18 protein-coding genes are annotated in these 20,175 nt (G+C 40.8%); 7 read left to right on the forward strand and 11 right to left on the reverse strand.

The window, feature by feature from the left end; all coding sequences use genetic code 11:
- Positions 1 to 22 precede the first annotated feature (22 nt).
- Both JZO85_RS09380 and JZO85_RS09385 read right to left on the reverse strand, forming a co-directional pair.
- On the reverse strand, positions 23 to 1,630 hold the full coding sequence (locus tag JZO85_RS09380; RefSeq protein WP_207108251.1) for a PucR family transcriptional regulator: 1,608 nt from the start codon (positions 1,628 to 1,630) through the stop codon (positions 23 to 25).
- Positions 1,631 to 1,681: 51 nt separating this feature from the next.
- Positions 1,682 to 2,440 (reverse strand): IclR family transcriptional regulator, encoded by a 759-nt coding sequence (locus tag JZO85_RS09385; RefSeq protein ID WP_207108252.1) that lies wholly within the window; start codon positions 2,438 to 2,440, stop codon positions 1,682 to 1,684.
- 172 nt (positions 2,441 to 2,612) lie between these two features.
- On the opposite strand from JZO85_RS09385, the gene JZO85_RS09390 reads away from it, so the two are divergent.
- From JZO85_RS09390 to JZO85_RS09410, 5 genes are read left to right on the forward strand one after another with little or no spacing between them, the layout of a single operon-like run.
- Entirely contained in the window at positions 2,613 to 4,289 is a 1,677-nt protein-coding gene (locus tag JZO85_RS09390; protein ID WP_242550289.1) for a thiamine pyrophosphate-dependent enzyme, read from the forward strand.
- A 47-nt stretch (positions 4,290 to 4,336) separates the two neighbouring features.
- Complete coding sequence (locus JZO85_RS09395) at positions 4,337 to 5,239, forward strand: sugar phosphate isomerase/epimerase family protein (RefSeq protein ID WP_207108253.1); 903 nt, start codon at positions 4,337 to 4,339, stop codon at positions 5,237 to 5,239.
- A gap of 19 nt (positions 5,240 to 5,258) precedes the next feature.
- A complete protein-coding gene (locus JZO85_RS09400) occupies positions 5,259 to 6,212 on the forward strand; it encodes a D-2-hydroxyacid dehydrogenase (protein ID WP_207108254.1) in 954 nt (317 codons plus the stop codon).
- A 23-nt stretch (positions 6,213 to 6,235) separates the two neighbouring features.
- Positions 6,236 to 7,378: a glycerate kinase family protein gene (locus JZO85_RS09405; protein WP_207108255.1), complete on the forward strand. Its 1,143-nt coding sequence runs from the start codon at positions 6,236 to 6,238 to the stop codon at positions 7,376 to 7,378.
- A gap of 15 nt (positions 7,379 to 7,393) precedes the next feature.
- Positions 7,394 to 7,753 carry a cupin domain-containing protein gene (locus JZO85_RS09410; RefSeq protein WP_207108256.1) on the forward strand — a complete coding sequence of 120 codons (360 nt, stop codon included), beginning with the start codon at positions 7,394 to 7,396 and terminating at the stop codon, positions 7,751 to 7,753.
- Between the two features lie 44 nt (positions 7,754 to 7,797).
- Here the strand turns inward: JZO85_RS09410 and xerS are convergent, their stop codons facing one another.
- Positions 7,798 to 8,940 carry a tyrosine recombinase XerS gene (gene xerS / locus JZO85_RS09415; RefSeq protein WP_207108257.1) on the reverse strand — a complete coding sequence of 381 codons (1,143 nt, stop codon included), beginning with the start codon at positions 8,938 to 8,940 and terminating at the stop codon, positions 7,798 to 7,800.
- 530 nt (positions 8,941 to 9,470) lie between these two features.
- Between xerS and JZO85_RS09420 the strand changes: the two genes are divergently transcribed.
- On the forward strand, positions 9,471 to 9,611 hold the full coding sequence (locus JZO85_RS09420; protein WP_207108258.1) for a hypothetical protein: 141 nt from the start codon (positions 9,471 to 9,473) through the stop codon (positions 9,609 to 9,611).
- A 4-nt stretch (positions 9,612 to 9,615) separates the two neighbouring features.
- Here JZO85_RS09420 and JZO85_RS23315 read toward each other — a convergent pair whose 3' ends face one another.
- The 8 genes from JZO85_RS23315 to JZO85_RS09455 all read right to left on the reverse strand — a co-directional run bounded on the left by JZO85_RS23315 (position 9,616) and on the right by JZO85_RS09455 (position 18,406).
- A complete protein-coding gene (locus JZO85_RS23315) occupies positions 9,616 to 9,738 on the reverse strand; it encodes a hypothetical protein (protein ID WP_277988934.1) in 123 nt (40 codons plus the stop codon).
- A 319-nt stretch (positions 9,739 to 10,057) separates the two neighbouring features.
- Positions 10,058 to 12,631, reverse strand: coding sequence for a LuxR C-terminal-related transcriptional regulator (locus JZO85_RS23320; RefSeq protein ID WP_277988935.1), 2,574 nt, complete (start codon positions 12,629 to 12,631; stop codon positions 10,058 to 10,060).
- Positions 12,632 to 12,678: 47 nt separating this feature from the next.
- Positions 12,679 to 13,644 (reverse strand): ABC transporter permease, encoded by a 966-nt coding sequence (locus JZO85_RS09430; RefSeq protein ID WP_207108259.1) that lies wholly within the window; start codon positions 13,642 to 13,644, stop codon positions 12,679 to 12,681.
- Positions 13,641 to 14,384 carry an ABC transporter permease gene (locus JZO85_RS09435; RefSeq protein ID WP_207108260.1) on the reverse strand — a complete coding sequence of 248 codons (744 nt, stop codon included), beginning with the start codon at positions 14,382 to 14,384 and terminating at the stop codon, positions 13,641 to 13,643. The genes JZO85_RS09430 and JZO85_RS09435 overlap by 4 nt, the downstream gene beginning before the upstream one ends.
- 19 nt (positions 14,385 to 14,403) lie before the next feature.
- The gene (locus tag JZO85_RS09440) at positions 14,404 to 15,339 is read right to left on the reverse strand and encodes an ABC transporter ATP-binding protein (RefSeq protein WP_207108261.1); all 936 of its coding nucleotides are present in this window, start codon (positions 15,337 to 15,339) and stop codon (positions 14,404 to 14,406) included.
- Between the two features lie 156 nt (positions 15,340 to 15,495).
- Positions 15,496 to 15,912, reverse strand: a complete 417-nt coding sequence (locus JZO85_RS09445; RefSeq protein WP_207108262.1) for a DUF3788 family protein — start codon at positions 15,910 to 15,912, stop codon at positions 15,496 to 15,498.
- A gap of 52 nt (positions 15,913 to 15,964) precedes the next feature.
- Positions 15,965 to 16,858 carry a helix-turn-helix transcriptional regulator gene (locus tag JZO85_RS09450; protein WP_207108263.1) on the reverse strand — a complete coding sequence of 298 codons (894 nt, stop codon included), beginning with the start codon at positions 16,856 to 16,858 and terminating at the stop codon, positions 15,965 to 15,967.
- Positions 16,859 to 17,032: 174 nt separating this feature from the next.
- Positions 17,033 to 18,406 (reverse strand): M24 family metallopeptidase, encoded by a 1,374-nt coding sequence (locus JZO85_RS09455; RefSeq protein WP_207108264.1) that lies wholly within the window; start codon positions 18,404 to 18,406, stop codon positions 17,033 to 17,035.
- Positions 18,407 to 18,579: 173 nt separating this feature from the next.
- On the opposite strand from JZO85_RS09455, the gene JZO85_RS09460 reads away from it, so the two are divergent.
- Entirely contained in the window at positions 18,580 to 20,133 is a 1,554-nt protein-coding gene (locus JZO85_RS09460; protein WP_207108265.1) for an AcpB/EbpR/MafR family transcriptional regulator, read from the forward strand.
- Positions 20,134 to 20,175: the final 42 nt, after the last annotated feature.

The raw sequence follows: 20,175 nt of genomic DNA on the forward strand, positions 1-20,175 counted from the left end.
TCTTATATTCAAAGCTGCTGTTTCAATCTACTTCTGTTTCAGAAAGAAAAAGCGCTACCCGCAATTGAAGCGAAAATTCGGGCTCATTGATGCTGGTATTCAACAGCTCTTCGCATTTTTTGATGCGGTATTTTACTGTGTTGCGATGGATAAATAGGAGTTCAGCTGTTTTTGTTATCTCACATTGCATATCGAGATACGTCATCAAGGTTCTTCTCAATTCCACGTCCTGTTCGGTCTCTGGATAGGCCAAGTTTTTCAAAATCGAAACACAAAAGTACCGCATATCCTCATTAGAAACATTTTCCGTAATTCGTTTAATCCCCTGTATTTTGTTGTAAGAAACAAACGCGGTTTTATCCTCAGATTCTTCTAAAGCTTGTTTGCTTTCTGCATAGGAGAAGTGAAGAAGATCAATATTATTTACTGGATCGCCAATACCAAATCGTGCGTATACTCCGAACAATTCGAATAATTGTTTATGGATATCTTCCAAAATCGGCAGGATTTCCGTTTTTTGTTGAACAATAAAAACCCACTGATTCAACTGTTCGGTCGGAAACAGCATAATACTTTTGTACTTATCTTCCACTCGCAAATATAAGTAATCATAGGTCAGTGCATCCAGCTCTTTCGCGTAAAAGTGCCGTTCTTTTGGAACAAAGGATTCGATGTAGACTACACGATAATAATTAGAGTTTAGATTAGGAAAATGACGCTTATATTCTAACCAATCGGTGTCTTGAGAAGCTGTCTTTCGATTCAGAAGGTAGGTCAGAAAGCTTCGACGCTCTGCTCGTTTTTCATTTAACAATGTCTGCTCCTTATAAAGAGCCAATGTTAACACGGTCAAGGATTGCTGAATTGCAAATTGAGAGAAGGGGTAGGGCAGCTCGTCTGGATCAAAAATCACCAGCATATAAGGCAAATAACGGTCTGAACTGAGTGGAAAAATATTGATCAGCATTTTCCCCTGCTCTGAATCTACTAAAAGATGTTCGCCGCGTCTTTCTTTTTGGCATTCACGGACCTTATTTAAAAAAGTCGTTTTTTGCGTTTTTAATGCAGCTAGATTGGAATAGGGCATATGAGTGCTGATGATCTCGCCAAATGGATCAATCAGCAGGACCGATTGCTTGATCATAGAACTAAGCTCTTTTACTAATGTATCGACCGAAGCCCCGCGAATCATCAAATTGACAAACTTTTGCTGGATCTCTAAAGCAAAAAAGATTTGTTCAGTCTGATCATGCCAGAGAAAGCTAAGCAGCTTATGAGAAATATCTCCCAATTGTAGACTGACCGGTATTTGTAAAATTGGAAAATTCAATTCATCAGCGACTGCTAACACTCTGGCATCAATTTCAGTTAAGTAGCGTCCAAGCTTAATCGCTAATCCGGCGGAGGGAACATTTGCGAGAGAACGAACCAAATCACATAACCCATCCGTATCCTCACCAAAGGCCATCGCAGTCGTCACTAGCAAGGCATTTTTTTGTATGTAATAGGAAATGTCTGGTGTTTCAAAAATTTCGATCGTGTCCAATGGTCGTTCCAGATCAGCATGCTTATTTAGCAAAGATAGCTCAGAAAAGCGCGGAGTCTGAAGAATTTCTTTTATTGACGTCATAGTTTTCTCCTATTGTTTTGATTGGTTTCGTCCGACGATTGACTAAAATAGCTATAGACAAAAATTTCTGGTCACATTTTTTAAAACTTCAACTGTTTGATTGGTTTTCTCTCGACTAGCACGAATGGCAGGCATAGACACACTAAGCGTAGCAAGGAGCGTCTGTTGCTGATCCATTAACGGTATCGCAACACATCTCACCCCCAGCTCACATTCCTCATCATCAATAGAAAAGCCTTGTTCCCTAACTTTAAGCAACTCCTTTTTCAACGCCTTCTCAGTGACTATCGTTTGATTGGTCAAGGGCACTAATTGGGTCTGAGCTAAATAGTGCTCCAACTCCTCTTCAGACATTTTGCTCAGATAGAGTTTTCCGGCACCGGTGCAGTATAGGGGGGCGCGTTTTCCGATTTTTTGTGTAACGTTCAACAGATTGTCCTGACTGTCGATCGATTCAATATAGACCAGCTCTTGCTTGTCACAAAGCGACAAACAGGTTGCCTCATTTAATTCACTTGAAATTTGCTGCATATACGGCCGAACCAGCGAAACGATATCGTGATTGATCGTTGTACTGTTGGTTAGTAGCTTGAATTTTAAGCTCAAGGAGTAATCCGCTGTTTTAGGATTCTGCTGCACGTAGCCCAGAGTCATCAAAGTATAGAGCAGTCGTGAAGCCGTGGCTTTTGGAATAGTGGTTTGCTTTGAAATATCATTTAACGTCATTGGGCTCTCAGCTGCCGTCATAATTTCAATAATCGCAAACACCTTTTGAACAGAGTGATTGATTTTGAGTTGCTTTTCTTCCATGTTAGAAGCTCCTTCTAAATTTTATTAAGAGGTATCTTTTGTCCATTCTGAACAAATCGATTTTTCGAGTGACAAAAATACACCGTTTACATTGTCCGCCTATTGCTCACATGGTAACATGCAATAAAGTGAAACGCAATATCACATAGTGAAATACACACAGGAAGAAGGAATGAATATGAAAGCAGCAGATGCGATCGTTCAGATTATGGTAAAGGAAGGAATCACCGATGCATTTGGTATCCCCGGAGCAGGGATCAATCCCGTCTACAAATATCTAGAGGAGGCGCCCATCGAACACTTTTGCATGCGCCATGAGGAGGCCTGCATGCATGCGGCAGATGGCTATTATCGTGCTTCTCACAAAATCAGTGCCGCACTTTGTACGTCAGGTCCTGGAGCAACCAACTTTGTCACTGGCTTGTACACTGCTCATATTGATTCTATTCCAGTATTAGCAATCACAGGACAAGCCAATAGCTGGCAAATGAAACAGGATGCCTTCCAATGTGTGGATATGGAGAGCATCGCTAAAACGGTTTGTAAGAAAGTTTTCTGTGTGATGGACGCGGAAAAAATCCCTGAGATTATGCAGGAAGCCTTCTATCTGATGCGCAATGGCAAGCCAGGACCCGTTTTACTGGATCTGCCTTTAGATATCCAGCAGGCAGAAATCGACTTTGACATCAACAGCTACCAACCGGCAAAAAAAGAGTGTATTAAACCAGAAACCGCTGATATTCAAAAGGCCGTAGATATGATCCAAAAAGCCCAAGCTCCGATCATCATTATGGGCGGCGGCGTGATCCTATCCCACGCAGAGAAAGAATTGATCGAATTTGCGGAGTTATTGGAAATTCCCGTAATCACTACTTATATGGCTAAGGGCGGATTGCCTGAGGAACATCCGTTAAATGCAGGTCATGCCGGTATTCAAGTAGGACAGCCGATCGGCAATAAATATTTCTTAGATTCTGACTTAGTGGTAGGTATCGGCAATCGCTTTACTGACCGCCACACTGGTAATTTGGCTGTGTACCGTGAAGGTCGCCAATTTATCCATATTGATATTGAACAAGGTCAGATTGGAAAAGTGTTTGACCCTGAATTAGGAATTGTCTCTGATGCCAAAGAAGCATTAACTGCTTTGATCGCGGAGGCAAAAGCCCGGGAGATACAACCAATCAATCCTCAAAGAGCTGCAGACCTGCCAGCAGTCAGAAATGAATTAGCTCGTAAAACAGACTTTGACAGCAGCCCAATGATGCCGCATCGAGTGTTCCACGAGATGAATGCTGCCTTTGATGACGCTACGATGTTTACTGCCGGCTGCGGCATTACTCAAATCTGGAGCGGACAATTACAAAAAATCAATCGTTCCCGCCGCTACCTGCCATCAGGCGGAGCTGGCACGTTAGGATATGAAGTCCCAGCAGCTTTTGGAGCGAAGGTTGCCGATCCACAAGCACAATCAGTGACTGTTTTAGGTGATTTCGGCTTTACTTTCATGGGGGAAGAAATTGCCGTAGCAGCCGCTTTTAAGAAGCCGATCATCGTAATCATCGTCAACAACGCATATCTCGGCTTAATTCGTCAAAATCAAAAGGGTGCTTACGGCTTTGAATATGCTGTAGACATGCCGTATAACCAAGACGGCACGATGGATTATGTGAAGGTCGCTGAAGGCTTTGGTTGTGTTGGCGAACGCGTATTTACACCTGATGAACTAAAGGGCGCGATTCAGCGGGCGAAGGCTTCTGGTAAAACATACGTCATCGACGCGATTTGTAAGCCTGAGCAATTGTGTGATATGGGAAATGCTTTGGATAATGTAAAATCATTTGTTTAATTTGCCCTCATCTACAAGAAAACAACAAAGAAAGCGAGTGAAGAAGAATGAGAGAAAGCATTCATAAATATTTTGATATGGGACTGATTCAATGGATGAGCTATCCGCCGCAAAAGTACCCGTTGTTAGATACACTAACGAAGGTAGCCAGTGACCCGTATTTTAATGCGATCGAAATGACCCAGGTAAAAGAAGACAAGGAACGTGAAAATGCGCGGGATATTTTGGCGCAAAGTCATATGCGCGTGTGTTATGGCGCGCAGCCGCGCTTGCTGGGTCCGGGCTTGAATCCAAATGCGATCGATGAAGCGGAGCGGCTGAAGGCTGAAGAAACGTTGTTAGAAGCGATCGATGAAGCGGAATACTTAGGCGCAAAAGGAATCGCCTTCCTTTCTGGAAAGTGGGAGCCTGCGACAAAAGAAGAAGCCTATCAACAATTACTGAAGACCACACGTAATCTTTGCGACTATGCCACGAAAAAGGACATGATGATCGAGCTGGAGATCTTCGACTATGATATGGATAAGTGTTCATTGATTGGACCAGCACCGTTAGCAGCACAATTTGCGGCAGATATTTGCTTGACCCATAATAATTTTGGGTTGATCGTGGATTTATCCCACTTCCCAACGACTTATGAAACAAGCAAATTTGTGATTCAGTGTACGAAGCCCTACATCACCCATTTGCACATTGGCAACAATGTCGTCAAAGAGGGCTGCGAGGCTTATGGTGATCTGCATCCACGCTTTGGCTACCCAAACAGCGCAAATGATGTGCCAGAATTACTAGACTTCTTCCAAGTATTGAAGGACGAAGGCTTCTTAGATGCGAAGGCGCCGATGGTTCTGTCCTTTGAAGTCCAGCCAAGACCAGACGAGGATGGGGATATTATTGTTGCTAACACGAAGCGGGTCATCGAGCGGGCTTGGGCATTACTAGAAGAGTAGAGAGAAAGGGAAGGTTCTTATGAAAATTGTTGTATTAGACGGCTATACAGAAAATCCGGGAGATTTGAGCTGGGAGGCACTGGGCCGCTTAGGAGAGTTGACCGTTTATGATCGCACCCCTCAAGAGCAAGTTCTTGAGCGAATCGGGGATGCGGAGATTGTTTTAGTCAATAAAGTTCAAATGACCAAAGAAATCATTGAACAAGCAGCAAGCGTTAAATATATCGGTGTCTTAGCAACTGGCTACAATGTTGTGGATGTGGATACTGCTAAAGCGAAAGGAATCACCGTGACAAATATTCCGACATACGGAACAGACGGTGTCGCTCAATATGCGATCGCCTTGCTTTTGGAACTGTGTCACCGCATCGGTGATCATTCCAATACGGTTCACGCTGGAGATTGGACCAATAATGCCGATTGGTGTTATTGGAACTCGCCGCAAATGGAATTAGCGGGGAAAACCATTGGGATCATCGGTTATGGCCGAATTGGACAAAAAGTAGGCACGATCGCCCAGGCGCTTGGCATGAATGTTCTCGCTAATGATCGAGGGAAAACTCAGAAGACGTTGACGGAAGCAAAAATGGTGGAGCTGGATCAATTATTTAAGGAATCAGACGTGATTTCCCTGCATTGTCCATTATTCCCGGAAACAGAAGGTCTGATCAACCAAGAAAATATCGCCAAGATGAAGGATGGTGTCTACATCATCAATGATTCTCGCGGTCAATTGATCAATGAAGCGGATTTACGCGATGCGTTGAACAGCGGAAAAGTTGGCGGTGCTGCCGTCGATGTCGTTTCTACTGAACCAATTAAGAAGGACAATCCGTTGCTGCAGGCTAAAAACATCATCATCACGCCTCATATGGCCTGGGCATCTCGTGAAGCACGCGCTCGTCTGATGGCTATTGCTGTAGAAAACGTTGAAAAATTTCAACAAGGGACACCCGTAAATGTTGTTAACTAGACGATAACGAAAGGAGCATCGTTATGAAAATAGTAATCGCGATGGACTCCTTCAAAGGCAGCGCCAGCTCATTGGAAGCTGGTACTGCCGTAAAAAAAGGAATCCAGCTGGGAATGAGGCACTCTCAGGCTATCGAGATTTTACCCGTAGCCGATGGTGGAGAAGGAACGGTCGAGGCATTCATCACCGGTACTTCAGGCTCCATCGAAACAGCAGAAGTCACTGGACCATTCGAAAAAAAAGTGAATGCGCGATATGGGCTATTAAACAATCTAGCAATCCTCGAAGTTGCGGAAACCTCAGGAATCACTTTAGTCAAAAAAGCAGACTTAGATCCTTGGCAGGCCACCAGCTATGGCTTGGGAGAGCTGCTGAGAAAGCTGATCAAAACAGGTCATAGACACTTTTTAATTGGTTTAGGCGGCAGTGCTACAAATGATGGCGGTCTGGGAATGCTGCAGGCACTAGGGTATCGCTTCTTAAAGAAAAATGGCGAGGCGATTCCTCGAAGCGTTTGTGAAATAGAACACATTGAGAGCGTTGATGATTCTCTGGTACCAAAGGAATTGGCGGATTGTCATTTTACTATCGCTAGTGACGTGACGAATCCCTTGTGGGGAAAGCATGGTGCTACAGCCGTCTATGGTCCTCAAAAAGGAGTCAGATCAGCGGATATAGCAAAATTTGATGCTTTGCTGCAGCACTTTTCTGCTATTACGAAGGAATATTTGAAACAGGAATTTTCTCAAATCGCCGGTGCTGGCGCAGCAGGCGGACTGGGTTTTGCGATTCTGGCTTATTTAAACGGGAAGATTACGCCAGGCTTCCAGCTATTGGCCAAGGAAAAACACTTTGAAGAGAAGATCGAGGCCTGCGATCTCGTGATAACAGGGGAAGGTCGGCTTGATGCGCAATCGGTTATGGGAAAGGTCCCATCCTCCTTGGCGAAGATCACTCAAAAGTACAACAAACCATTAATCGTGATTGCAGGCAGTACATCTGATGATGCCTATCAATGCAACGACCATGGGATCGATGCTTTCTTTTCGATCATTCATCGTATTGGAACAGAAGAGGAGCTTTTACAGCCTGCCGTCACAACTGAGAGTATCCAACAAACAGCAGAACAATTATTTCGTTTTTATCAAACAATGAAGGCGCTTTAAGGAAGGATGAGTAGTATGTCAAAATCAAAAATTGAAGAAAGACTGTTTAAAATAGCTGAAGTCGCTTGTTTTGATCCAGCAGAGGGAAAGAAAAGCTTCTTTTACGAAACCGAAAAAACAGCTGGTGCTCTATGGTGTTTAGAGCCGGGTCAAACTGTTTTTAATCACTCTCATACGACATCTGACGATCTGTGGATCTGTGTTCAAGGAACAGGAACCTTTTATCCAGGCTTTGGGGAAGAAATCGAAATTACGAAAGGCGACCTGATTATTTCACGCCCAGGAGAACAGCATGGTATGAAAAATACCGGAGACGAACGCTTCATTTTTGTAGGAGTCGCAGGACCGCATCCAATGGATTTGATTACCCACTAATAAAAATAAGGAGGACACTCTCGTTTAGAATGTCCTCCTTATTTTTATGTCCACAAATCATCAATGACGGAACGTTTTTCCTTTTTGACAATGTGAGTATAAATCTCTGTTGCCGAGGTACCGCGCTGTCCTAGAATCTCACTGACAGTTTTCAGATTTTTGGTCTTTCTAAAAGCCATCGTGCCTACACTGTGCCGCAGCTTGTGTGGTGTTGTCCGTTTGCCGAAAGCAGTGGAGTACTTGTCGATCATCTTTTCGATCGAACCGCCTTCCATTCGTTTAGCCATATTCTTGTGTTTAGTCAAAAACAGCGCCGCTACAGAGTCATCTGCATTATAGAGAATCTTCCGCTGATCGATATACTCCTGGATGTAATCAATAAAGATAGGAGAGATCATCGCATGATCCATTGTGTCGCCTTTACGTTGAACCTGAATGTACAATCCTTCATAATTAAGGTCACTAACGTTCGTATTGACTAGTTCAGATAAACGAATGCCCGATCCAAGGAACAACGCTAAGATAGCCGTATCTCTGATTCGATTTTTTTCATAGGCTGTTTTGGCCTGGCGTGAGGTTACATTATTCCCGTAGCCCTCATAAACAAATTCAACAAAATCAATCGCATCTGAATCTAAATACAGCATCTTTTCAATTTTGTCTTTTCTTACCGCATCGGAAGCATCGACACCGCCATTTTCAATATTGACCATGATATTTCTTCGAAGCATGGGACGAATGATATATTCGCCTGTCTGTTCGTCAAATTCCTCAACCTCTTCATTTGCTAAATACTTAAAGAGGGAACGAAGAGCAGTGATGCTTCGTTGAACCGTTACTTTTAGTCGATGCGTATTTCTTTCGCTCAAGGGGGATTGAGAAAGCTCATTTTCTAGTTTGCCTTCAAAGGTTCGTTTTGGTGATTGATTCAAAAAGGACTTATATAAAACGATTTTATCTTTATTCAGCCGTTCAAAATCTTCCAAGCAGATCTCTGAAATAGCATTCACAGAAATGATTCTTTCAGAAGTGAGCCAGGTAAGAAATCGGCGATATTCTTTTGAGTACTCGTATAAAGTATTAGTCGAACGGGGGATGGCTTCTAAATACAACAGATATTTTTGGATGAAGTCTGGCAATTTTTCAAATTCTTTTTCATAACGTTCTCTTAGTAATTCTCGACTCATACGATTCAGTCCTTTCATTAATTGATGGGAGAGGGGGATGATCCTCTAAATCTATTATAATTGGCATATACCAATTAGTCAAGTTTAAAATAACGTATATATAGATGAATACGAAGGGAGGAGGGCTAGTAAAAATATTAACTATTACTGAAAAATGGTTCTTTCTATAAAGCTTTAAGTATACTATCAAAGTTATAAAATAACCAATAACAAAATATAAAAAAGGGGGAGACAGTAACAAAAAAAGACTCAAAGTATTTTTCAATCTAAGAATTTCATAATCAATTGTTGCACATAAACTTCATCTAACTATGGAAATTCACTTGAAATGTCTTAGCAAATCCTTGATAAACCAACATCTTTACACACGTTGGTTCAATTAAGTTCGAAACTTTTTTGGCTTGAATCGTGATTGGATCGTTGCTGTTGATGAAAATTCACTCTGAAAATATTCTGAAATGACCGCTTGTAAATGTCGCTTTTTTAGTGCTGTTCACAGTAAAAAAATCATGCTTTCGGGAAAATAGATATTGTTACGAAAACATGATTTCTTGTTGGCGATCGCCCTCGAGTATAAAATCAGTGATTATCCGCTGCCAATCATCGAATCGTCTATACTAGCAAAAAATCCTGTAATTGGCATGATCGATCACCGCTGCATTCGTGTATGATGACTTATTGGCTATATTCAGCCTTGATTTGCTGCCAAACGTCGCTTCGTAATCGTTTAGATACACATGATCGTATAACCAATTCGCTGAACGCAGTTTCTGATAGTTCATCTTGATCCTTCATCATTATTGTTGCTGCTTAGTTGTTCATCAATTAAATTTACTTTATGTCTTATCAGCTTTAACTAAAAATAAAAATGCTGACGCTTTAAAAAAAATCTCACACTGATCATATAAAAAGACCAATAATAATCTAGTTTTAACGCATTCGTGGTTTGATCAGCTCTTTCTTTTAAGCTCTTTTATGGTTTGAGAAAAACTAACATTATTCTCAAACCATAAAGGAACCCATTCTCGCACTTAAAAGGACGATTGAATTTCGTTTACCAAAATGGGCAAAAATATCCATAAGAACATCGCTTATTCAGCAGTTCCTATGGATTCGTTCAGAGCATTTGCAATTGTTTTGCTTTAGAAATGGCAGTCACTCTGGAATTGACCTCCAATTTACGATAAATATTCAAAATGTGTGTTTTGACTGTAGCCACGGAAATGAACAGTTTATCGGCAATTGCTTTATTCGTAAGACCCTTCGCCATTTCGGCTAGAATCTCCAGCTCTCGTTCCGTTAATAAAGAAAGTGAGTTGCTGCAGCATAAATTCACTATTTTGCTATGAAAGACTTGTTCCCTTGGCTCCAGATTTGCTTCAATTTCGGTCTTCGACAGCTTCATTAACTCTTCGATCTCTTCTCGATAAAGGAAAAAGTCAATGAGTATCTGATTTTCATTCCCATAATATAAGCACTCATAATAAATATTGAGCTGCTGTCTGGCGGTATCTTCCTTCATTTCCAGCAAAACTGAAAGCTTAAGCAGATTTGCTTCAATAATTTTAGAATAGATGCGCTGCTTTCGACTTCTTTCTAAAATTTGATCAGCAATTTCCAAACACTCTTGATAATTCCCTCTTTTTAAAAGGATCATACCGTAAAACAATTGATACGCCATATTATGAAGCTCTGGATGCTGCTCAAAGGCCTCAATAAACCGTTCTTCATAATAACCGGGTAATTGCCCTATTTTTAAGGCATATTTCATGATTCCAGATTGTGTAAGTGGATTACTGTAGGTTCCCGTCGCTCCAGTCTCCATTTCTTTAAAGGCCTGCCAAGCTTTTTCCTCTTCATCGGAAAGATAATACAGCTCTGCCAAATTATACAAATAAGAAGCCCGAATATGTGGATGCCTATTTGTATCGGCTTTTTGTAAGGTCTCTGCTGCCGCCTTCAAGTTAAGCTGCTTCAAATGAATCCCCGTTATCGTGATATAAAAGCTGACTTGATAGGTCTCCTTCATCTTCGAATTAAAGCCCATACTGTCTAATTTCTGGTGAACGGATGTCAAGATTGCTAACCCCTTATCCAGCTCACCTGTTTCCTCGAAAACTTGTGCTAATAACGTCTGATTAAAATACATCAGAAAATTATTCTGATTCCTCTGATTCAATTTGGAACTCGCCCCAATGAACTGTTTGGCTTGTTGATAGCTTTCTTTAAAGAAAAGAATCACGGCACTCTTCAGAAATATCAATGCTTTAGATACATCATCTAACTTCAGTTGATTGACTTCTTGAATAGTGTTTGGCATTTGTACTGTCGTTACATAATCAGAACCAAGTAATAGCTTTATACCACTGAGAGCACGGATCTCTTTTTGATTCGGATATTTTGCTTCTAACGCTTCAATTAATTCAAAACAGTTCTCATATTCAAGGTTAGAATAGTAATAAACGAATTTTTGAAAAGCGAAATTAATATTAGACAAAGTGATCTCTTTAGGGATTTGCTCGATATAATAAATACGCCGTAAGGATTGTTCGTTTTCTACAATCAACTTCATAAGCTGCGAATAATCCTCCAGCTCGAACAATAAGGACATCCCTTCATCTAAATAACCATCCTTAATAAAAACTGCTGCTGTTTGTTCCTTAATCGATACTTGTTGTTCGTTTGGCAACAGCTGAAACTTCTTCACTAGATACTCCTTAAGAATCGGATGAAAAGTAAATCTTTGCTCCTCATTATCAATACAGGTGACCATAAGATTCTTTTCCTGCAGACTCTCGATCATCGCTGAGAAATCACTCCTTGGAAAGAGTTGGTGACTTAGCCTGGGATAGATAAAAGGAAAATAGCCAGAAAAAATCAAAAATTTCTGCTCCTCCTTCGTCAAATTCCCCAATATCTCCTTTGCTAAATAATCAGAAAGTATTTTATTTTCAAAGCTGATTCTTTGAACTTGCGTCTGCTCAACTATTTTTACTGCCATCAATAGTTTTAATCCACCAATCCAACCCTTGGCCGTTTCCAGCAAATAGCTTTCCGTTTCTTGTGAAAGCTCTTCATGAGAATTTTGCTGGATGAAGGTCCTCCCTTCCTCCTCCGATAAAAGAAACTCCTCTTCTTGAATATACAGAAGCTGTTCTGCCAGTAAAAATTTTGTTAAATATAAATCTGGTTGGTATCTAGTTGTGATCACTACATTCAAATTTTCTGGAAGCTCTTCTAGAAAAAGTTCAAATGAATGGAGAACTTCCCTGTTTCTTATCGTGTGAAAATCATCCAGTATCAAATGAGTACTCGCTTCAAGGGAAATACTGCTTACCAAAAAAGAAACAAACTCCTCGCTATTTTCAGGTTTCATGTTCGCTTGAAAATAAACCATAAGCTCTTCCTTCATTAAACCTAGCTGCCTTTTCAATGCTTCAATCATATAGCTCCAAAAAACAACCAAATGATTGCAGTCTTCATTAAGCGTCAGCCATCGCCATTGGTCTGCCGGCCACAGACTAAGCGTGTTGCGAATAGCAGTAGTTTTTCCATGCCCTGCTCCTGCCTCTAAAATCATCAGTTTCTTTTTGAGTCCCATTTGAAGCTTGTCCGCCAATGCTCTTCTAATAACGAATTTTTCGAGAACTTCTGGTGCCTTCACACGATTGGCTGATAAATGTTTTCCCATAAAGGTTTTCCTTCCACTAATAAAGTACCCATAGTATATCAAGAAATTCAGCTGTGAACATACTCTTTTCTCGTTTTGAAAATGGCAACAGCCAGTAATAGAATACTTATACCAATTAAATAAAACAGTCGTTGATAATTCCCGCTATAGCTTTGACCAGCCTCAATATTTTTGACTAGCTCCAAAAATTGCTTTTGCGGCAGCCAGTGGATCAGTCCGTTAAAAAATTTATTCCCGTTATCCAAAGAAAAGAAGCTGCCTGATAAGATAGTGGTAATCATCATGATCATCGAACCCAGCATACTTGCCGTATCTGCTACTTTAAAAAAGGACGCGTTGCAGATTGAGTAGGCTGTCGCAAATAAAGCAATCACACTGATTAGTGCTGTGTAGTTAAGCAAAGATAGTCCTATATCAGTAACCCCAAAAAAGGAAACACCCGCGATGATCAAAATATTGGGAATAACCAGCAATAGCCACGAGAAAAAGGCATAGACCGTAAATAGTTTGGTAAAGCTGACAGGCGTAGTGGTGATCCGTTCCATGATATGTTTTTCTTTATCTTCACTGAACAACAACATGTTCGTTACACTGGACATCAACAGAAACATCAGCATATATCCTATGATCTTACTGCCAATTCCTTCGCTGTTTTTTTCACCGATTTGAGCAACTTGAGGATTGTTGAAATACTCTATTAATTCTGTTTTGTACTTTTCACCCTTAAAGGTCGAGATTACTGGTGCACCACTTCGCATATCAACGATCGCATCATAAGTCCCTAACGCTAAAGCTGATTTTGCAGGCGCTTGAGAAAGATGATCAATTTTTACGGCATCAGAAACAAGCTCTTGCTTAGATGCACCGATTACGCCAATTTTTGTCGAGAAGTTTCCTTTACTGCTGACAAAAACAGCGAGCAAAATGGAGACGACAATCAAGCCCAGCATGACAAAAAGCCGTGCTTTATTCTGCCAAGTTCTTGCCCAGTCATTTCTGAACATCGCAATCATACATATTCCTCCCCATTAAAAAGAATGGTAGCTATCACTAAAATCAAAAGCGAACAAATAAGCAGCAGTATAAACATCGAAGAGAAATTTGATGCATTCTGATCGTAAATCATTTCAAAGATTGTTTGCGCTACTTTCGCTGTAGGCAGCCAGTTGCTGATTTTGACAAAGGTTTCTCCTAAATTAGCTACTGGAAATAGAAAACCCGAAAGCATTGCCAAGGCAGCAGTCAAAATACTGATGATTTGATTGGCTACTCCCTCGCTTTTAAAGATACAGCACATGAGGACTCCGATACAGCTGAACAACAAGTTCATACCTGAAAATAAAGCCCAAATTTGTACAAGCTTCTCATCACCAAATCTTATCTGAAAAAGCAAATGACAAATCACAGCGGCGATGGTGTAAAAGAGCGTTGTGAAAATGAATGTCGCAACAACTTTTGAAAAAGGAATAAACCAATTACGAATAGGAGAATAAACGATTCGTAAGTTTGCCTTTTTGATTTTTTCTTCCATAAAACTATTTGCTGAAAAAGTTGCTGCATACATCGTTGAAAACAGCATTAGAGTAACTCCATAATAGTCATAACTGGTAAAATACTTTCCATATAGTCCTTCAGTTAGAAATCCTAAAATCGCGACTAGCAGAAATGGGAACATTAAGCTGAAGAATATCCACATAGGATTTGTTAATAAATTGATCGTGTCCCGTTGTATGATTCTAAATAGTCGATACATCCTTTTCCTCTCCCATCATTCAATCTCTTAAAGAACGCCCCGTCAAATCCAAAAAGATCGTTTCCAGATTTGCCTCTTGAATAACGATGTTTTGAATTTTCTGCTGCAGTCTGACCAGCATAGCGATGATACGATCAAGATTCTCGATTCCTTTAATCGAAGTAATCAACAGCTCGTCTTCTTTCAGTGAAACTTCCTTCACCCCTTCAATTTGATAAAATGAGTCAGTCGAAATTTCAGTTGAATCACTGATCTCAATCGCAATCTTTCGTTCGTCATTCTTTTCCTTCAGCGCTTCCTTTGTTCCTTCAGCAATAATCCGACCATAGTCCATGATAATGATTCGAGAGGCTATCTCCTCTACCTCTTCCATATAATGAGTGGTATAAAGAACGGTCATACCTTTGGCTTGCATTTTTTTGATTGATTTCAAAATATGATTTCTTGATTGAGGGTCGATCCCTACTGTTGGCTCATCCATAATAAGCAGTGCCGGCTGATGAGCAATCGCACAAGCAATGTTTAAGCGCCTTTTCATACCGCCAGAAAATGTCGCAACCTTTTCCTTCCGATGATCATCTAGTCCAACAGAATGCAAAGCAAATGCAACACCTGATTCCAGCTCTTGTCCCTTTAGACCATACAAGGAAGCAAAAAACTGGACGTTCTTTTCTGCTGTTAGCTCTTCATACAATGCTAAATCCTGAGGAACTACACCAAGTTGTTGCTTAAACACTTGCAAATTTTGATCAATGGGAGTCCCCTTGTAGGTTACTTCTCCAGAATCATACCCGAGTGCACCGCACAAAATATTGATCGTTGTACTTTTTGACGCACCATTTGGTCCTAAAAAACATAAAATTTCCCCTTCATGGATAGTAAATGAAATTCCGTGTATAACTTTTTTGTCTTTGTAGCTTTTTTCTAATCGCTTTACTTCAATGAGTGCTTTCATAGACTCTCTCCTCCTTACAACACCTATTGTAAAAAAAGGCTTCACTGAATCCTATCCACCAAATGGTTGATATTTGAAAATTCATTTACCCTCAGATCACTAAAAAAGAAGTGCTCAAGGTCTCTTTTCGACCTTTCTAGCACTTCAAGCATGTTCTTATTTGATATTTTTTTTAAAATTAATCAGCTTAATAGCTGTTCGCAAGCTTTCTTCGTTTTTAAGCGGAAGCAAAACGGCCGTTAATTTACCAGTTTTATGAATAGACGCTTCATTTGCTTCAAGCTGGTGGAACAAGTCGTTTGCAACAAGCTGCGGCCATACTCTTTCACCGAAATAAACCGTCACTTTTACACCTGTCTTCCAAATCGATAGCCAGCCGAGATTCTTCTTTTTAAATAGTATTTTACTTAACCAGTTATTACCATCCTTGTAGTAATTCCAATCTTCTTTGAAGGAATGCTTGTGCAATTCTTCTAAAAGCTGTTGATAAAGATTTAGATTTTCCACTGATAGATGCTTGGCTAGGTTCTCAATGGTGGGAAATTCTGTTTGGTCCTTCAGTATTGGTTTCATTTAAAACGCCTCCTTTAGTGCCAGTTTAGCAAGTAAAACTCGTCATCACCTGTCAAGTTCTATATTTGTTTAACAGCTGCTCAATCCGATCAGCCATTTTTTCGCGATAATCTTGTGGGGCTAAGATTTCCAAATGATCACCAAATGAAAATAGATAGTTCATCGTTGATTCATCATCAGGAAAGCGAATCACCACAATCGAGGTTCCATCCTCTTTTTGTACGATATTGTCAAATTCTTCCTGTACGCGATAGGCAGCGCCCGAATCAAACGCAAGCGTCAACTCAATTATTTTTTCTGGCGGTGCTTGCTTTTCAGCGAAGACTTTTTTAGGGATCTCTCGATGAAACACTTCCGAAAGCACTCGTAAATCCCGCATTCTAGTGATTTTAAGTAAGCGACACTCGTCTCTTAAACGGCAAAAGGCGTAGAGATACCAGGCCTTGTCTCGAAAAACCAATTTTAAAGGCTCCAGCTCTCGTTCAGTAAATTGTCCTTTGCTGCTAAGATAGCTTATTTGAATGACTTTTTTAGAAAGAATCGCCCGCTGGAGCTCATCAAAAAGATGCGTCCGCAGACCGGTCCAATCTGAAAAATCAATCTCCATCCAATCAAGCTGCTCCTTTTTAAAAAGCATACTGAGCTTTGAAACTAGCGGGCTCGTCTCAGAACCAGCTGTAAGAGTCAGACTTTGAAGTGCCAGCAAAATTTCTCTTTGCTCTGTATCAGAAAACAATGTCCTGTCTAAAACATAATTTTCCTGAATGAAAATACCGCCGCCTTTTCCCCTGACTGCATAGACTGGAATTCCGGCAGCACTTAATGCGTCAATGTCTCGATAAATTGTTCGGGCGGAGACTTCGAATTTCTCAGCCAGCTCTGGAGCTGTAACCGAGCCCTTCTCTAATAAGATAAAAAGAATTTGCAATAGTCGGCTTTCGATCATCTGTCATCCCCCTCATCTTCTAGCATATCATGCAAAATAATTGGGTGAAAGCTTAAACCAGCAAAAATAAAGTTAAAGCCAAACGGTCATTGGCTATCATCATCGATAGGAAAATGACCGTTTGGCTTTCATTTTGTTAAGTTATTTTCAGAAAGACTTTATCTTTGCTGGCTATTATTTAGCAGTCAACGCGGCTTCCTTATTTAAGAAAAATGGGCGATAATATGCCGTCGCATTGCTCATCGGTAACACTTCTTCACTTAATTCGATGCCGATTTCTTCTATTAAATAGCTGCGGCGGGCCTGCATCCGAGCCCACATCTCTGGATATTCTGTTTGGATAGACGCTCGCAGATCCTCATCGGCCAAAACAACACCGCCCTCACAGCTCGCACCAGAATAACCTGGAACCGAAGGAATGATATCAAATTGGAAGATCATTCCGCTGGTAATTTTTTCCTTTGAATCAGGATAAATCGGTGATGCCAGCCATTCTTCATCGGCGCACAGGTGGCCTGGATTCAAATGCCAGCCATAATGCGCTTTTGGCAAAACTTCTTCGATTTTATCGTACAAAGTCGCCCCAGCCATATTAGTAGTGATCGTTTCCAGCCAAGTCTTGACTGCGTTAAAATAAGGCTTAGCTACTCGATCTAAATAATCCCTTTCAGCCTCAGGTAATTCTTCGCTGGCAGTTACGGCATAGCCGCCGCGGCTTTGCAGACCGCCTTTATAGCCGCTGGTCATAGAAATTCGATCACCTAGCTGAATTTTTTTCCCGGTCGGATATAGGTTGGCCTTCTCAAAACGAGCACCCGTCGCCATGATTGTCACAACGCTTGTTGTTTGGCCAAAATCATTTAAATACGCACCGATCTCCATCTCGCTCTTACCTATTTCCAGTTGATCCATGGCCTTTAAGATACAGTTTCCAGCAACCATAGCCCCAAATTCGTAGTGGGCAATTTCATTAGCCGTATTGGTGGTACGCAGTCCATTTTCTCCAATCATTAAATAGGCAGCATTTTTATAATTCGCTTGAGGGGCCGCCTGTTTTAGTCCATCAACTAAAAAGTAAGGCAAATCATAAAGTACGGCATTTTCTTCTTGCTGGCTAGTAAAGTTTTTCCAGCCAATCAAACCAATAGAAGCTGCCCTGTCCAAACCTGTCTGTTTCAAAATTTCTGGAACACTCAGCGTGGTTTCCATTGGTTGGTTTGGCAATGAAAGATGCGGCATATGAACCGCTTTTGCTTCCATTCGTGCAAATGGCACCTTGTTCAGATTCTCATTGCCTAAAACCATGTAGGCCTCACCTGTTTGATGAAGAACGAGCAGCGCTTCTTCAAAACGCGGGACAAATCCGGTGAAATACTCAAAATTGCCGCCATGCTCCAAGTCGGCGTATATCACGACGGCATCGAAGTTTTCAGCCTGCATTTTTTTCAATAAATTGCTTTTACGAACTGTCATCGTCTCATCAGTCAATTGAACCGGCAGGATAGTTTCATCTAGTTGGGGTGCTGCTGTTTTTTGTAATTTGATCATGTTGATTTAGCTCCTTCTTTTTTTCTATCATACCATAGCAGTCAGCTGGAAAATACGCGAAATAGTTCTTTATTTTTGACAATTTATCTTATTATATAGCTAAATAGCTCGCTTTTTTTGAAGAAAATCGGTAAAATTATAATCAGAATTAATTATTTTGAAAGGAGTCAAATATGAAACAGCTACTTAACTCCTCTACTTATCGTCGAATCCAGTTCGTTGAATTTTTGGATCAGCTTCCGGCTTGGTGTGATATCAAAGAAGCAGCGAAAACTGTCGACTGCTCAGTAAAAACACTTCTATCTGACATTGATTTTATCAATGAGTTTTGGGGTGACTACATCTACATTGAATATTCCAAATTCCAAGGGGTACGTCTCAACAACATCACCTCAAATAAACTTGGAAATGTCTATGGAAAGATCTATCACGAATCTCTTGAATTTCAATTTTTGGAAAAGATGCTCTATGAGTCCAATCAAGACGCCGATTACTGGATCAATGAACTGTTTATGAGCGAAGCGTCCTTTTATCGGATGGTCAATGCGCTGGAAGACTTTTTGAAGCGGCGCGGCCTGCAGCTGGAACGGTCTCCATTTCGAGTCGTTGGACCTGATGAACGCTGGGTTCGCTTCTTTTACCAGCAATATTTTACTGAAGCCTATGCTGTCAATCAATGGCCTTTTACATTAAATCACGAAGATACGACTTGCTTCATTATGCGTACCTCGACCGATTTCGATGTCTCTTTAGACGATCGCGAGATTCAAGAGGCCGCCTATCTGTTTATGGTGACATTGAATCGAATGCACCAAGGGTTTTATTTGCCGGAAAGCGTCTATGCCGAAGAAGATGACACGATCGATAAGGTCATGGATTTCAGCCGGCCTTTTGCGGAGCATCTATTGGCTGACACAGACTTTACCTTGCCGAAGAAGTGGTACAAGGAGATCAGCCGAACAGTTTTTCATGAGTTTTACAACTGGGATAATCCAGAACAGATCGTTCGGATAAACAATAAAATCGATATCTTTTTAAAGAATATCTCCCAAGCGATCGAATACCCGTTAGACCGTGATGATAAACGAAAAATCATGCAGGAGATGATGTCCTGGTATGTAGAGTACAATTTTTATCCTTATCGCCAGATCATGCTATTTGATAAACATCAAAAATTTGCTCGAGAGATTCAGTTGGTTTATCCGATTTTCTCTGCTATCGTGAAGATCCATTTAAAGGATATCGAGAAGAAGTCACCAGAGCTTTGGACAGATATTCGTTTGAATAATGTCTTTTTCTTATTAATGAAGGAATGGACTCACCTGCCTATACATTTAGAAAAACTACGCCAAAAGGTTTCCATTTTGGTCGTTAGTGATTTAGGACGTAAGCATGCAGAGATGCTGCAGGACTTTTTGATTGCCAATTACAATGAACGAGTGGCCGTTGATACCTTTAACGAACCGGTCATCTCAACTGGACCAGATGATTTTAAAAGCTTTGCCTCCTATGATATCGTTGTGAGTAACAATCCGATTGATGGCTATGATCATAAGAATGTTCTGATCGTAAACAACTTCTTTTCTGCCTCCGATCGCGAGAATTTATGGAACCTTATCATAGCGGTCCAAAAGAATGGAGCGCGCAAGCATTTGAAAAAGCTAGGCAATATAAAAATGATGACTGCCAAAGAAATTTATTTTTCTCAGCGAGTATTAAATTTATAAAAATGAGCAGTACCGTAGAATCCTTCTTCTCCGGTACCGCTC

Origin of the sequence: Candidatus Enterococcus murrayae, assembly GCF_017315985.1 — a bacterium.
GTDB classification, from domain to species: Bacteria; Bacillota; Bacilli; order Lactobacillales; family Enterococcaceae; genus Enterococcus_A; species Enterococcus_A murrayae.